Source organism: Aeromonas aquatilis (genome assembly GCF_054052405.1).
Genome location: NZ_JBSTYP010000002.1, coordinates 90,696 through 104,156, shown reverse-complemented (window position 1 = coordinate 104,156; position 13,461 = coordinate 90,696). Strand labels below are relative to the sequence as shown.

Here is a 13,461-nt window from a genome sequence, read left to right as displayed (position 1 = left end):
GGGTTAGCCCTCCCCGTTGTTGAGGCTCAAATCGAGCATGATGTTGATATCGATGCCCTTGGGGCAGTCCACGGTGCGGACTTTCACGTAGATGGAAACGTGGTTTTTATCGATCCACTGGATGGTGATATCGCCATCCTTGGGTGAGGCGATATCGCCCGGGAACGGCTTACCATCGATGGTGGTTGCCTTGGCCATGGTGCGCAGGTCTTTACCGATGTACATGATGGCGGCGGCGGTACTGCCCGGAGTGGAGTTGAACGAGCGATCGCCGATGCGGGCAATGGCGCGCAGGCGCATCCGGCGGGCTACCTTGTAGACCACCCGCAGGTTTTCGATCACCTGGTAGTCGCCGCCTTCGGCGTCCAGGGCGCGACCATCTGCCCAATAGATGCCGTCATAGTCCGGGTACCACATCGGCACCGAATAGCGGTTCTGTTCGAGGGTTTGCAGGGTGGCCAGCGGCAGCTCGGTGCCGTCTTTGTCCTTGGGCTTGTTATCCAGCCCAACCAAAGCGCCGGTCTGCACCCGGCAAGGGGTATCGGCAATGCTCACCGCACGGTTGCAGAGGCGACCGGCGTAGGCCCCGGCGAGGTTCGGCCACAGCTGCGGCAGCAGGGTGACGGATTCCGCTTTGATGCCATCTTGCAGCGCGGCCAGTTCGGCCTCGTACTCGCTCCAGTCCTGGCCGCCTTCGAGGGTGGTGACGATGCCAGCAACGGCCAACAGCATGAACTGCCAGCGACCCCACTTGGCGATCAGCTCCTGGTTGAGAGCGTGGGCCGCGTTGATTTTCGCTTCGTCCCACTCCTGACCCAGTACCACACAGCCCTCGAAGGATTGGGTTTTCTGGGCCTCGCGGACGGCATCTTTCCAGTCCATGTCAGTCGGCAGCACAAAGGCGGCGGCCGTCCAGTTCTGACCGGCGTTGACCATGGCGGCGAGCAGGTTGGTTTTCAGCTCGCTGTCGGCCTCGCCCAGCAGCTTGTCGAAGTCGCTCTGGGTGTTGATGGAGAGCAGCTTGCCGGTATTGGTCGGCGCGGTACCGATGAACAGCAGGTGACGCTCGACTTCCGTCACTGGCCCCTGCATCTGGTTCTTGTTGTTGATCTGTACATAAGGCCACATGGCGTTATTTCCTCTTCATCTCTTGCTTGTTGACGTCCCAGCCGTAGTTGATGCTTTGCAGGGCACGGGCAAAGGCTTGCTCTCGTTGCTTGGTGTTGGCGCCGAGGAACGGGCGGGCTGGCAGAGTTACATCCCAATTTGTTTTTCTGGGGTCACCCTTCAACTTCTTGATCAGCAACCCCGCCTGGGCGTAATTGATGTTCTCGGTTATCCAGCCAATGGATGCAGAGCGGTATGTTCCTTTGCGCTTACCCGGACGTTTGAACCCCAGTTCCCGCAGTTTGCGGGCCTGCCTCTTAGTCGAAGCCATGTCTTTTCCGGCGCCATTAGGCTTCACCTTTAGACGGCTGACATGGTTGACCTTGTAGGTATGCCCTGACTGATGAGCCCCGGCGACTATCCCCGGATGCACACCATATGCACCGCCCTCAAATCTGAGCTTGGCCAAGTTCTGCTGCGGCTTTTCGGTGATCACGATCAGCTTTCGCATGCCCATCAGCATCTTGCGGCGGCCATGCTTCCTTGGAGCCCATGAGCGGCCATTCCAGTCCTGTTGCTTCTGGATGTTGCTCTTTGCCGCAATCCGTAAGTTTTCTGCTGCCCGCCACACCAGCCGCTGGCGCTTCTTGGCTGGCATTTCCAACAGCTTTAGCTGCTCCTTTACCGGTATGGTGTCGATGGTGATGGTGATCATGACTGACCACTTACCTGGTGATGGCCGGTGTCACCGACGTTCATATCGATGTGCTCGGCCACCCAGATTTCATACGGGGCCACGTTCCAGCGTTTGCCCATCCAGTTGATGGGGCCGCTCGGGTTCTCGATCAGGCGCAGCGGTTCGGTAAAGGCGAGCTGGATCTCGAGATCGGCGGTCTTCTCATCGTTCGGGGTGACGGCGTACTCGGGATCGGCCAGATCGAACCGCTCGCGAAACTCGTCATTCTCCTGCACCCATGTGGCCACCGAGGCCAGCACGATGGCCGGATCCAGTTCGCGAAACGGCAGTTGCTCGACGGTGAACACCGCCTGATAAGTGAGCCATGCCACATCCACCCCGGTGGGGCCCATGTTCTTGGGTTCCAGCCGGATGGTGCCGTTCTCCATCCAGCTATCCAGATGCTTGTGGCACTTGGCTGGCAGCACCCGCTTGATCTCGGCATGCAGGGCATGGAGGAAATAGCCCTGGGCCTGCTGTTCGTTAACGCCTGCGCTCATATCAACGACACCCCCGCACGGCGCTTTCCCTTGATGTTGCGCACCAGTTGCTGACTTTCGGCCAGCAGCTGGGCGCGTTGGTCTGGGGATCGCTCTACCTGGTTGTTGGCGGCGGCCCGCTCGGTGACGCTGGCGAACTCCGGCAGCAAGGCGGCTTTGGCACGGGCAAACACGGCTGCCAGATACTGCTCGGTCAGGGCATTGGTGCCGCCCTCAAGGCTCGGCCCCGGCACATCGGCGGCGCTGGCGTAGCCCTCGGCCATCAGCGCGGCCTGACGCATCGCCAGTTGCAGGTTGATTTCAGAGACGGCAGCCAGCAGGGCGGCGCCGGTGGTCTGTTGGTCGAGGTCGGCAGGCAGGGCGCGGCGGCGCTCGAAGTCGGCCACGGCCACATCAGGCCAAAACCCGTCATTGCGGATAGTGGCTGCGCTGTAGTCGATATCCTTGCCTGCAAACATCACTGACCTCGCTGGTTGAATTGGGGCACCCCTGTAGCCACGCAATTGCCGAAGGGTTAGCCAAAGGCTGCCCATGGCATTCGCGCCGGGGTGCGGTGGCGCGGAGAGTCTTATTGCTCCGGCTTTTTATTCCGGATTCAGCGCCCGCAGGCGCATGGCAATTTTGAGCAGCAGGGTGTTTACCCCCACTTTGCTGTGCAGCTTCTCGGCCTGGAGCAGCCAGTGGGCGGCCTGCTCCAGAGTGGCGCTGTCACCCACGGCACTCGGTCTGGGCTGGCCGTCGTGGTCGCGCAGTAGCAGGCAACCCGCAGCCTTGAACCACTTGGCGGTCAGCTTCTCGTTGAGGCGCCAGTCGTTGCGCACCTTGTCGAACACCCGAGAGAACCATGGATCGACGGCGTGACCTTCTGCGGCCTGCTTCTCGGCCCACTCCAGCACGGTGTCGGCCACGAAGTGGGCCCAGTCGCGCTTGATGTTGTTCGGGGAGCGCTGGCCCTGGATGATGGCGAGCTCGGCCCAGGCGATCCCGGTGTCGAAGTCGCCCACATCGAAGGCCCAGATCACCAGCCGCTGAAACAGCTCGTTCTGGTAGGACTGGCCGGACTCGGCCACGCTGGCCAGATACCGCTCCACATAGGGGCGGTATTTGGGCATCAGCTCGTCCCGCTTCATGTTCACCCGGTCCCCAATGCGGGCCAGCTTGCGCAGGCGAACGATGTCCTGTTCCAGGGCAATCATTTGCAGGTGCAGGCTGTCAGCCACCGCACCGGTGGCCACGCCAGTGCAGGCGGCCTGTTCGGCCCCCTGCATGGCTTGCACGCGCTGCTTGTGACGCTGACCGGGTGAGCTCATGGTTTACGCACCCGCTTCTGCGGGAGCCGCAGGAGCCGCACCGATCACAATGTCCGCCTCTTCAAAGCCGCCATAGGCTTTGTGCTCGCCCAGGGCATAACCTTCCATCCGCCAGTACTGGTTATCGAAGCTCTTGGAGTCCTGGTTATCGTCGGCCTTGCGCTTGCGGGTACCGCGCTGGGTGTAGCAGTGCAGGTTGTCCAGGGTGGTGACCACCATCCGCTTGCCCGGGAAGAACGGCGGGATCATCGCCTTGCGACCGGCAATGGACTTGGCCAGCTGCTGGGCGGCGATCTGTTCGCTCGGCTTGGTGGCTTCGCTGTAGAGCTTGGCCTGAGCTGCGGCTACCAGATCGGTACCGACCAGCACCACCAGACGGGGGTCTTGCTGGAACAGCGGATCGATAGTGGTGTTGATCAGGTCAGACGCCATTTCGTCCAGGGTCTTGTAATCGCCCTTGCCGTCCGGGTCGAAGTAGATCTTCTTGCCCGCTTCGGCATTGATGATCTGGCTGCCACCGTCCCACTCGCGGGCGATCTGGTGCCAACCCTTGTTGACGTCTTCGCCGAGCGGGTGAGCGTCCGGATCGGTGTTGTCAGCAGCTGACACACCATTCCAGCCTACCCGCAGCATATCGAGAGCGAATGCGGTGTTGACGAACTCACCAACCAGCTTGATGAACTCGCCTTCGCTACCAGCATTTGCCCAGGTGCAGAGGGTTGACCAGTCGAGAGATGCGCAAGAGTCGGTCTCGGTCAGCTCGTAGGTATTGCCATCCACGCCGACCTTGCCCTTGAAGCGGCCGCCTTTTTTACGACCGGTATAGAGCTTGCCGACGCCGACCTGCACCACTTGGCCCTTGATCTGGTCTACGTCCAAACAGGTGATCATGCCGAGGAATTCGACCGAGGCGAGCAGGGCAGAGCGTAGGGTCGTCTCAATCGGCCCGGTGACGCTGAACTGTTTATTCAGCTTGGTGATGTTGATGCCATAGGCTTTTGCCAGGGCATCGCAGTATTTGCTCAGGCGCTGTTCGGCCTGAACGGTCAGGGTTTGGCTCACTGAATGCTCCTTAGCAAATGTTATAGGTGGTGTCGTCACCGCCGAGCGCATCAGGTCGCTGACCCGGCACCTCGGCGGAGAACTTGTCGATCTGGCCTTTCATCTCGCCGACTGTGGCGGCCAGACCGGTGATGGTCTCGTTCAGCTTGCTGAACTTGTCGTCGTCTTCTTCTTTCTGTTCAGTAACCTGTTCTGGCTTTACTTCCGGTTTTGCTTCCAGCTTCGCGCTAAAGCCTTCGATCTTGGTGCCAAGGCCGGTGACGGCACCCAGCAACTGGTCGAACTGTTCTTTGGTCATTTCCTCATCCTCTGGATGGCTGGGGGTAGGTTTGGTTTCCTGTTCACCATGGCTGGCCAAGAAGCTGAAAAACTTGGCGATTAGACCGTCAGCTTTTTCGTTCTTTGGCAGTTTGAAGGTGGAGAGATCCAGCGGCTCACTGGTGCCAATCAGGCGAGATTTGCCACTCTTGTCTTTGAACTTCAGGTGGGTGGTGCCGGTGCTGGCTGGCTCATCGGTAACGCCGAGACCGCGCAGGTAGGTGCGTCCCAGATCGGCAAATTGCTCTTGCGGCTCGATGGAACAGAACTGGTATTGGCCAACCTGGTTGTAATAAACCAGATCACGAGTCGGGCTCAGGATGGCGAACAGCTTGAGCTTGCCATCAACGACTTCAGTCTTCAGTTCCTGTACATAGCCGAAGTTCGACCAGCGGTCGTGATCAGGCCAAATCAGTGCGGTGTAGTATTCCGGATCGTAGGTCTCGGCCATGTCAGTCAGCCAAGCGGCAGTAATCTCCCGACCATCGACGGTTGTCCCTTCGTTGGCGATACAGACCCAGCCAGTTCTCAAGGTTGATGTGTTCATGCCTGCTCCCAATTGATACGGGCTCAGGCTATCGGGTCGGCAAGGGGTATTCATCCGGTTGTGTTCAAGGCGATTCGGATCCGTGGGGATATCCGAATTGGTTGGAACATCAGGGCGATAAGTGGGGGCGGGTGGCTGGCTATGATGGCGCCATCATTCACAAGATGGAGGCGCCGTGGCGTATCCCGAAGAGCTCCGCAATGCTGCGCGGGGTCTGTATCTTAAGCGCTGGACCCCTCAGGAGATCAAGGACGAACTGGGCCTTAACTCCTGCAGGGTAGTCTACTTCTGGGCCGAGAAATACGGCTGGCGCGACCTGTTGACCGACGAAGCGGTAGAGGATGCTATTGCCCGCCGCCTGCACTATCTGCTGGGGCGAGAGAAGAAAACCGCCGAGGAGCTCGACGAAATCGACCGGCTGGTCGGCCACCATGTCAGCCTGAAAGAGAAAGCCCTGAAACGGGCAGAGCGGCAGCATGCCCTCACCGCCCGCATTGAATCCGGTGACGAGCCCGCCCCCGACCGCTCCCCGCGCAGCAGGGGCGGGCAGGATGGCGGCGGCCGCAAAGGGAAGGGCGGCAAGAAGGGCAAGAACGAGATCGGCCACCTCACTGAGGCCGACTTTGCCGAGTGGCTTGGCACCCTGTTTGGCTATCAGCTGCGCTGTCGCGAGGCCAAGAACGACCCGGCATTGCCGCGCACCCGTAACATTCTGAAATCCCGTCAGGTCGGCATGACCTACTACTTCGCCGGTGAGGCGCTGGAAGATGCGGTACTGACCGGCGGCAACCAGATATTCCTGTCTGCTACCCGCGCCCAGGCGGAGGTGTTCCGCTCCTACATCTGCAAGATTGCCCAGACTTTCCTCGGTGTCACCCTTACCGGTAACCCCATCGTCCTGTCGAACGGGGCCGAACTGCACTTCTGCTCGACCAACTCCAACAGTGCGCAGTCCCGCTCCGGCAACGTCTACATCGATGAGTATTTCTGGATCCCCGGCTTCGAGAAGCTGTCAGACGTGGCCAGCGCCATGGCGACCCAGAGCCACTGGCGCAAGACCTTTTTCTCGACTCCATCGAGCAAGACCCACGAAGCATATCGATTCTGGACGGGGGATCGCTGGAAGGGTACTCGCCCAAGTCGGCAGGCTATCGACTTCCCTGGTGAGGACGACCTGCGCGACGGCGGCCGCGTCTGTCCGGATCGGCAGTGGCGCTACGTCATCACCATCGAGGACGCCATTCGGCTTGGCTGCCACCTCATCGACATCGAGGAGCTCAAGGACGAGTACCCCGAAGAGGTGTTCGATCGCCTCTACATGTGCCGGTTTATCGATGATGCCCTGTCGGTGTTCAAGTTCCAGGATATGGAGCGGGCAGGGGTGGATCCGAGCCGGTGGGAGGACTACAAGCCCGGGCGGCCTGACCCGTTTGGGCGGCGTGAGGTGTGGATGGGCTACGACCCGAGCCGCACCCGCGACAATGCCACCCTGGTGGTGGTTGCCCCGCCGATGGTGGCTGGTGAGCGCTTTCGGGTGCTGGAGAAGCACTACTGGCGCGGGCTAAATTTCCAGTTTCAGGCAGGCGAGATCGTGCGCATTGCCAAGAAGTTCAGGGTCACTTATCTGGGGGTCGATGTGTCCGGCATTGGCTCAGGGGTCTATGACCTGTTGAAACCTGAGTTCAAAGGGGTGTGCCACCCCATCAACTACAGCATCGAGAGCAAATCGCGGCTGGTACTCAAGATGATCGATGTGGTGGAGGCGAACCGCATCGAGTGGGACGGCTCGGATCGGGATATCCCGCTGGCGTTCCTTGCCATCAAGCGCAGCACCACCGGCGGCGGCCAGATGACGTTCCGCGCCGCTCGGGACAACGTGACCGGACACGCTGATGTATTTTTTGCCATTGCCCACGCCGTGGCCAACGAGCCGCTCGATACCAACCGCAAACGTAAATCCACCTGGACAACCAGCCAGCAGAAGAAGGCAGCATGACCAAACGACAGCAACCACAGGCCAAGGTGGCCACACCCGCAAAGAGCGCCGTGGCGTTCAGCTTGCCGGAGGCCATCGACCCCACGGCCTGGATGACCGATTACACCGGCGTTTTCTTCAATCCCTACGGGGAATATTACCAGCCGCCCATTGATCGCAAGGGGCTGGCCAAGGTGGCACGGGCCAACGCCCACCACGGGGCGATCCTGATGGCGAGGCGCAATATGGTGGCTGGTCGCTTCACCACACAGCGCAATGTCATCACCGCCTACGTGCACAATTACCTGCAATTCGGTGACGGTGGCCTGCTCAAGCTGCGCAACGCCTTCGGGCAAGTGGTCGCCCTGCATCCGCTCTCCAGCGTCTACCTGCGCCGCCGTGCTGACGGGTGCTTTGTCTATCTGCAGCAGGGCAAGCCGAGCATCATCTATCGCCCCGAGGATGTGATTTGGCTGGCCCAGTACGATCCCGAGCAGCAGGTCTATGGCATGCCCGATTATCTTGGCGGCTTGCAGTCGGCCCTGCTCAACCAGGATGCCACCCTGTTCCGCCGCAAATACTTCCTCAATGGTGCCCATATGGGGTTCATCTTCTACGCCACAGACCCGAACATGGACGATGACACCGAGGAGGAGATGAAGCAGATGATCGCCAACTCCAAGGGTGTTGGTAACTTCCGCTCGATGTTCGTCAACATTCCGGACGGCAAGCCTGATGGCATCAAGCTGATCCCGGTGGGGGATATCGCAACCAAGGATGAGTTCGCGGCCATCAAGGGGATCACCGCTCAGGACGTGCTGACCAGTCACCGCTTCCCGGCGGCGCTGGCCGGTATCATTCCGACCAATGGCGGCGGTGGTTTGGGTGACCCCGAGAAGTATGACGCCACCTATGCCCGCAACGAGGTGCTGCCCCTGTGCGAGCTGGTGCAGGACTCGATAAACAGTGCTGGTTTGCCCCGTGCGCTATGGGTCGATTTTCGGGAAACGATAGGTTCAACTGTATAAATAAACAGTGTCTTGTGGCATAATAGCTCGTTGATTTATAAGAGAAAGGGGGATGTGATGCGGGTGTATTGCAAAGAGTGTGGCCAGCGTGGTCGCATTACCAAGACCAATAAGCTCAGCCCTGATGTTTCTGACCTTTATTGTCAGTGCACAGATGCGGAGTGCGGCCACAGCTGGGTTGCGTGCCTATCTTATTCGCATCCCCTGAGCCCCTCATCGAGAACGGCGAGCCAGCTGGTATTGAACCTTGTTGGTTCACTCACGCCAGAGGGGCGGCAGATGGTACTGAATGGATTGAGGGCGCAATAGCGCCCTCTTTATTTTCCCCTTCCCGATCATATTCACCCTTACAAGGCCAGTTCCTTGTCGCCCTGGGTGTGCCAGCATTCGGCTTGGCCCGTGAATACGCCGCCGCATCCTTGCGGCAGTGCACAGTCGCAGTTGGGGCAGGTCTGTTGTTTCAGCTCGGCCTCCTGTTCCAGCCACTTCTCCCAGTCCCGCCGGATCAGGGTGCTGATGTACTCGTCTACTGAGTAGGGTTCACCGCTGCCAGCGCGAGCGATGCGCAGGTGGTCCAGCTGCTGGCGCTCCCGCTCTGAGAGCGCCACCTCGACACGCTTGATACCGAGAGCCGCCCGTCTGGCCCGCTGGGCCTGCTTGCGCTTGGTGGCGTCATTCATCCCTTGCCCCCTTCTGTCTTCCCCATCCGCAACGGCGCCACAAGTCCGGAATGACGATCAGATAAAACAGCACGTGGCCGATCAGCCATATGATGCCGAGCGGGTCGATATGGTTGCTCATGTCTCACGCCCTTCTGCTTTGGCAATGGCAGTGCGCCCGCTATTCCGGATCATGCTTTCCATATTGGATAGAGTCCCGACAACCCCAATTCTATGTTCCCAATATGATTCATACAGCTTCAGCGCTTCCAGCAACTCTTTGCACGGGCTTTCTGGCTCTGGCATCTCAAGCTCGATGTTCTCTGCATGGAGCAGCTGAACTCGCATCATGGGGGTGATTGGTATAGTCAGTTTCATGCCGTTCCCTCCCTGACTACCATGGCATCCTGCTTTGCCCACCCCCGCCAGCTGGCGATGGTGGCTTCTGTCTCTGGCAGGTCAACTGCCGGATGGCGGTACACCACATGGGTGACGGTGCTGCGCTCGTTCTGCTTGGTGGCCGTCACTTCCCTGGTGGTAGCGAAGCGGGTGAGCACGTCACCCGGTACCGGATTTTTGCGTGGGTCTCTCATGCCGCACCCCCTACCATGCCGTAGCCGTTAATCGCTGCCTGCATTCGCTGATAGATGGCACTTACGTAGCGGGCCTGATGCTTGGCGTCGTCCAGAGCGCGATGGGCCACGCCCTCGAATGGCATGTCTTTCTTAGGGTCAAAGCCCAGCAGGTCACGCCCCATATCAACAACGGTGCGCACGTCCCGGTCGTTCCAGTAACGCCACGCGGGTGGCACTCGAGTTTGCTGGCAGGCATTGCGCAGGATCACATTGTCAAAACTGGTTCCGTTCCCCCACACATTCAGGTTTCCGTCGTTTCCTTCGCTTCCGTTCACCATCCATTCGTAGAGCCCCCAAAGCGCATCATTTAACGGCTGGTGTTTTCCTGATGGCTTGAGAGCCGCCCTGGCATCGTCACTTTTCCCCAGCCACCACAGCATTGTGTCAGGGTCCATCTCTCCGAAGCGGGCACTATCGTTCAGGTCGATATGCGCCTCAAACTCGGCGCCCAGTTCACCTGTCATCGGGTCAAAGAACACGGCCCCGATGGTGACGATTGCCGCGCGTGGGCCCTTGCCCATGGTTTCCAGATCCAGCATTACGTTATTCATGGTTACTCTCCTGCTTCGATTTGACGGTGGTCAGCCACTACCTGGTGCAGGGCTGGCTGGTATGTTTTGTTGAGCTGTTCGGCGGCGCCCGGGTTGGCTCGGTCGATTTGGCTGCCCGGTGCGATAAAGAGGGTGCGGCCGGTGACGGCGCAGCGGATGGTGCCGCTCTGGTCGATGGCCACTGGGGTGAGCCCGTCCACGATATGGCGGCGGCCGACAGTGCGGCCATCGGCTGAGCGCACCGGCACAGTGGGGCGGTTGGCGCTGGCTTGAAACGGGTTCGGCACCTCGGGGGCTATGGCCGGCAGAGCCAGCTGCGCGGGGCGAGGGTGGCGACGGCGCAGGATGGCGCAGGCCACAGACTGCTGTTTGCCCTTGAGCATCCCCACCCACTGGCTGATCTCTTTGGCTGGCCAGCGTTGCTGCAGGATACAGGTCACCCGATTATCCAGGCTGCGGTATTCTTCGCGGCTGACGGCCTTGGCGCTGGCGCCCTGGTGATGGTTGTTCATATTTATCCTTCTTGCTTATCCCGTGGATACAGGCACTCATAGGCAGCTGTCGGGTTTTGATATACCAGCTCCGCCAATTCGGGTGATATGTGGCAGATGGCGTCCCAAACTCGCCCCTGCGCCTTGTGCCAGTCCCCAAAGTAATAGAGGCTCACCAGCTCCTTGAGGGCGTTCATGATTTTGTCATTATCCGGCGGTGGTATATCCGCCCTTGGCGCGTACTCGATACCATCAACAATCACTCTCGGCATACCTCTATACCTCCCACGCTTGTTCGCTGTAGTCGTTCTGCTCTTGCATCCACTCCGGGGTGTCCAGCATCTCCAGCACCCGCCACATCTCGGACTGATAGGGCTCCGGCAGCATCTCGATCCAGCGGTGCGCCCCGGCGTGGCCTTGTGCCTGGTAAACCTTGCCGCACAGCTCGACCAACATTGGCCAGTCCTGATCCCCCGTGGGCACTGCGTACTCATCCGGCTGGCCCTGTTCGGCTGGCCGCTGGCCCTCTGGCTGCCAATCCGGCTCGCTTGGTAGTGCACGGCCAGACTGCACCTGACCGTTCTCAAGCCAGAGGCTGAAACCGTCTGCTCTAACGCTGGCGCCTGAGCGCAAACGTCCGATAGAGAAGGGCGATAAACCCCATTGCTCTGCCATTAACTGATCCGCATACGCCTCTGGATCCGGCTGCGTACAGTTATTGTCAGAGCTCCAAGGTGCCGGGCTGCCGCCCGACTGAACTGCAACACCTAAACCCACACCCACACCGGCAGCCCCTGCGGCTTTGGTGGCCGCATGGGTGCCGGCGGGTACGACTTCCCACCCTTGCAGGCGGGTCTTGATACCCAAGTTCGCGGTGTGCAGTCCCATCAACCGTTTGATGTCTTCGCCGTAGCAGTTGGCCTGCTCCTCGATGAGGTGGGCCAGCTTGATGGGGTGCTCGGCACGGGTGGCCAGTGCTCCGCCCATGGCTTCGAGGTAGCAGCGAAAGATGGCGTTATCGGCAGCAAAGCGGGCTGCCTCAAAGCGCGGGTCTTGCAACACCGGCTTGGGTGGCCCCACCAAATCGCCATGCTTCTTGGCGTTGCTGATGCGGCGCAGCTCGCGCCACACCCCGACCGGTGCGCCGCCGAGTTGCTGAAAGGAACGAATCCCCCACCAACTTGCCCAGGCGCAGGCATGCAGCGCGCCCTGATCGGCAGGGGTGTTTGCCTCTTCGTCGTCACCGACATAGGCGCCGTCGATGTTCTTGGCGATGTATTTGGCCAGATAACCGGTGGCATCGCCCTTGGTGGGGTCGATCAGCTTCCAGTCGAATCGTGGCGTGATATCGGTAAAGGCGGGGGCGGCGATGGGGTTGCGCTCCAGCTCGGTTTTATTGTCAGTCAGGGCATAGCGCTGCAGGGTGCTGATCACCTTGTTGCGATCGCTCGGGCGCATAAACAGCAGCATGTGCCAGTGCGGGGTGGCGTCGTGGTGCGGCTCGCAGACCCGAAAGCCGTACACCGGGGTGTTGTGGCGCTTGAGTGCGGCGCGGCTCTTGCTCCACAGCTTGGCCAGATAGGCGCAAGTTTCGCGCGGGGTGGCACCCTCATACTTGTCGTTATCAATGGTCTTGCCATTGCGGCCGGTCTTCCAGGCGTGAAATTTGCTCGGTGCGGTCCAGGTGAAAAAGACCCCCACATGGCCCTGGTCTTCGGCGTAATCCTCAAAGCCACGCATGCGGGTCATCATCTCGGCGCGGCGGTTGATCGGGTTTGAGATGCTGGACTCCCAGCAATCCTTCATCGAGATCACCAGATCGTGCTTGGCGTTCATCACTTCTGATTCAGCCAGCCAGCGCATCATGGCCCGCTTACGCTCGCGCACCACCTTGATGGTGGTGTTCGAGACGTAGGCAGAGACGCCCTTGCGTACCTTGCCCAGCAGGATAGCGATGTGCTCTTGCAGCCGATCCCAGCAGCGGTTCACGCGCTTCTCCCACCACTTGGCAGAGAGCAAGCGCACCATCACGCTCAGGATCCAGCTATTCCGCGCCTCTTTGGTTTGGAAGTCCGGCATCTTGCCGATGAACCCCCACTGGTCTGCGGGCTGCTTGATGGCTTCCCATGTTGCCAGCAGATCCAATTCACCGGCGGTACTGTTCTGTTCGATGTTTTTCCAGATGGCGGCGCACTGGTTGGCGAACGAGTGCGCGACCCGCTTGCGGCCTTCGTCATCGCGCAACTGCTGGGCATCGACCGGGATCGCCAGTACAAGTTCGCGAATCCACCTGACCCGCTCACTCAGCCAGATGTTGGCATCGCGGGCTTTCCTGGCGGTGCCACCCTTGCGGCGGCGGATGTACTGCTTGAACAAGGTCTGGGTCAGCGGCATGGAGAAACCATCGAGCAGCTGCACGGCCCACACCAGATCATATTCACCGACAGCACCGATAAACGAATCGGCCAGGTTGATACCTGGCATGGAGTTGGAGAGCGATTCAATGCGCGACCTGATGGCCTTCTTTGACAGCGGCAGCTGT

Annotated in this window: 18 protein-coding genes; 3 read left to right on the top strand and 15 right to left on the bottom strand. The window is 60.1% G+C overall.

Annotation, left to right across the window (positions count from 1 at the left end):
• Positions 1-3: 3 nt before the first annotated feature.
• From ACW5W8_RS01390 to ACW5W8_RS01360, 7 genes are all read right to left on the bottom strand, one after another.
• Positions 4-1,128: a DUF2586 domain-containing protein gene (locus ACW5W8_RS01390; protein ID WP_498626079.1), complete on the bottom strand. Its 1,125-nt coding sequence runs from the start codon at positions 1,126-1,128 to the stop codon at positions 4-6.
• 4 nt (positions 1,129-1,132) lie between these two features.
• Complete coding sequence (locus tag ACW5W8_RS01385) at positions 1,133-1,822, bottom strand: phage virion morphogenesis protein (protein ID WP_498626078.1); 690 nt, start codon at positions 1,820-1,822, stop codon at positions 1,133-1,135.
• A complete protein-coding gene (locus tag ACW5W8_RS01380; RefSeq protein WP_498626077.1) occupies positions 1,819-2,343 on the bottom strand; it encodes a phage tail protein in 525 nt (174 codons plus the stop codon). Before ACW5W8_RS01380 ends, ACW5W8_RS01385 begins: the two co-directional genes overlap by 4 nt.
• Positions 2,340-2,801: a head completion/stabilization protein gene (locus ACW5W8_RS01375; protein ID WP_139695759.1), complete on the bottom strand. Its 462-nt coding sequence runs from the start codon at positions 2,799-2,801 to the stop codon at positions 2,340-2,342. The genes ACW5W8_RS01380 and ACW5W8_RS01375 overlap by 4 nt, the downstream gene beginning before the upstream one ends.
• A gap of 126 nt (positions 2,802-2,927) precedes the next feature.
• Positions 2,928-3,653 (bottom strand): phage terminase small subunit, encoded by a 726-nt coding sequence (locus ACW5W8_RS01370; RefSeq protein WP_498626076.1) that lies wholly within the window; start codon positions 3,651-3,653, stop codon positions 2,928-2,930.
• Between the two features lie 3 nt (positions 3,654-3,656).
• Positions 3,657-4,715: a phage major capsid protein, P2 family gene (locus ACW5W8_RS01365; protein ID WP_498626075.1), complete on the bottom strand. Its 1,059-nt coding sequence runs from the start codon at positions 4,713-4,715 to the stop codon at positions 3,657-3,659.
• A 10-nt stretch (positions 4,716-4,725) separates the two neighbouring features.
• A complete protein-coding gene (locus ACW5W8_RS01360; protein WP_498626074.1) occupies positions 4,726-5,580 on the bottom strand; it encodes a GPO family capsid scaffolding protein in 855 nt (284 codons plus the stop codon).
• Positions 5,581-5,755: 175 nt separating this feature from the next.
• Between ACW5W8_RS01360 and ACW5W8_RS01355 the strand changes: the two genes are divergently transcribed.
• Genes ACW5W8_RS01355 through ACW5W8_RS01345 form a run of 3 tightly spaced genes read left to right on the top strand, consistent with a single transcriptional unit; the run spans position 5,756 to position 8,892 of the window.
• A complete protein-coding gene (locus ACW5W8_RS01355) occupies positions 5,756-7,576 on the top strand; it encodes a terminase large subunit domain-containing protein (protein ID WP_498626073.1) in 1,821 nt (606 codons plus the stop codon).
• Positions 7,573-8,583, top strand: coding sequence for a phage portal protein (locus tag ACW5W8_RS01350; protein WP_498626072.1), 1,011 nt, complete (start codon positions 7,573-7,575; stop codon positions 8,581-8,583). The genes ACW5W8_RS01355 and ACW5W8_RS01350 overlap by 4 nt, the downstream gene beginning before the upstream one ends.
• A 57-nt stretch (positions 8,584-8,640) precedes the next feature.
• Positions 8,641-8,892, top strand: coding sequence for an ogr/Delta-like zinc finger family protein (locus ACW5W8_RS01345; RefSeq protein WP_101323614.1), 252 nt, complete (start codon positions 8,641-8,643; stop codon positions 8,890-8,892).
• Positions 8,893-8,930: 38 nt separating this feature from the next.
• Here the strand turns inward: ACW5W8_RS01345 and ACW5W8_RS01340 are convergent, their stop codons facing one another.
• The 8 genes from ACW5W8_RS01340 to ACW5W8_RS01305 are packed head-to-tail and all read right to left on the bottom strand — an operon-like array spanning position 8,931 to position 13,403.
• The gene (locus ACW5W8_RS01340) at positions 8,931-9,263 is read right to left on the bottom strand and encodes a hypothetical protein (protein ID WP_498626070.1); all 333 of its coding nucleotides are present in this window, start codon (positions 9,261-9,263) and stop codon (positions 8,931-8,933) included.
• Complete coding sequence (locus ACW5W8_RS01335; protein ID WP_275065898.1) at positions 9,256-9,384, bottom strand: hypothetical protein; 129 nt, start codon at positions 9,382-9,384, stop codon at positions 9,256-9,258. The genes ACW5W8_RS01340 and ACW5W8_RS01335 overlap by 8 nt, the downstream gene beginning before the upstream one ends.
• On the bottom strand, positions 9,381-9,620 hold the full coding sequence (locus tag ACW5W8_RS01330; RefSeq protein WP_139695740.1) for a hypothetical protein: 240 nt from the start codon (positions 9,618-9,620) through the stop codon (positions 9,381-9,383). The genes ACW5W8_RS01335 and ACW5W8_RS01330 overlap by 4 nt, the downstream gene beginning before the upstream one ends.
• A complete protein-coding gene (locus tag ACW5W8_RS01325; protein WP_498626068.1) occupies positions 9,617-9,835 on the bottom strand; it encodes a hypothetical protein in 219 nt (72 codons plus the stop codon). Before ACW5W8_RS01325 ends, ACW5W8_RS01330 begins: the two co-directional genes overlap by 4 nt.
• Complete coding sequence (locus ACW5W8_RS01320) at positions 9,832-10,428, bottom strand: 3'-5' exonuclease (protein WP_498626067.1); 597 nt, start codon at positions 10,426-10,428, stop codon at positions 9,832-9,834. Before ACW5W8_RS01320 ends, ACW5W8_RS01325 begins: the two co-directional genes overlap by 4 nt.
• A gap of 2 nt (positions 10,429-10,430) precedes the next feature.
• Entirely contained in the window at positions 10,431-10,940 is a 510-nt protein-coding gene (locus tag ACW5W8_RS01315) for a hypothetical protein (RefSeq protein WP_498626065.1), read from the bottom strand.
• Positions 10,941-10,942: 2 nt separating this feature from the next.
• Positions 10,943-11,191, bottom strand: coding sequence for a hypothetical protein (locus tag ACW5W8_RS01310; RefSeq protein ID WP_498626064.1), 249 nt, complete (start codon positions 11,189-11,191; stop codon positions 10,943-10,945).
• A gap of 4 nt (positions 11,192-11,195) precedes the next feature.
• Positions 11,196-13,403: a replication endonuclease gene (locus tag ACW5W8_RS01305; RefSeq protein ID WP_498626114.1), complete on the bottom strand. Its 2,208-nt coding sequence runs from the start codon at positions 13,401-13,403 to the stop codon at positions 11,196-11,198.
• Positions 13,404-13,461: the final 58 nt, after the last annotated feature.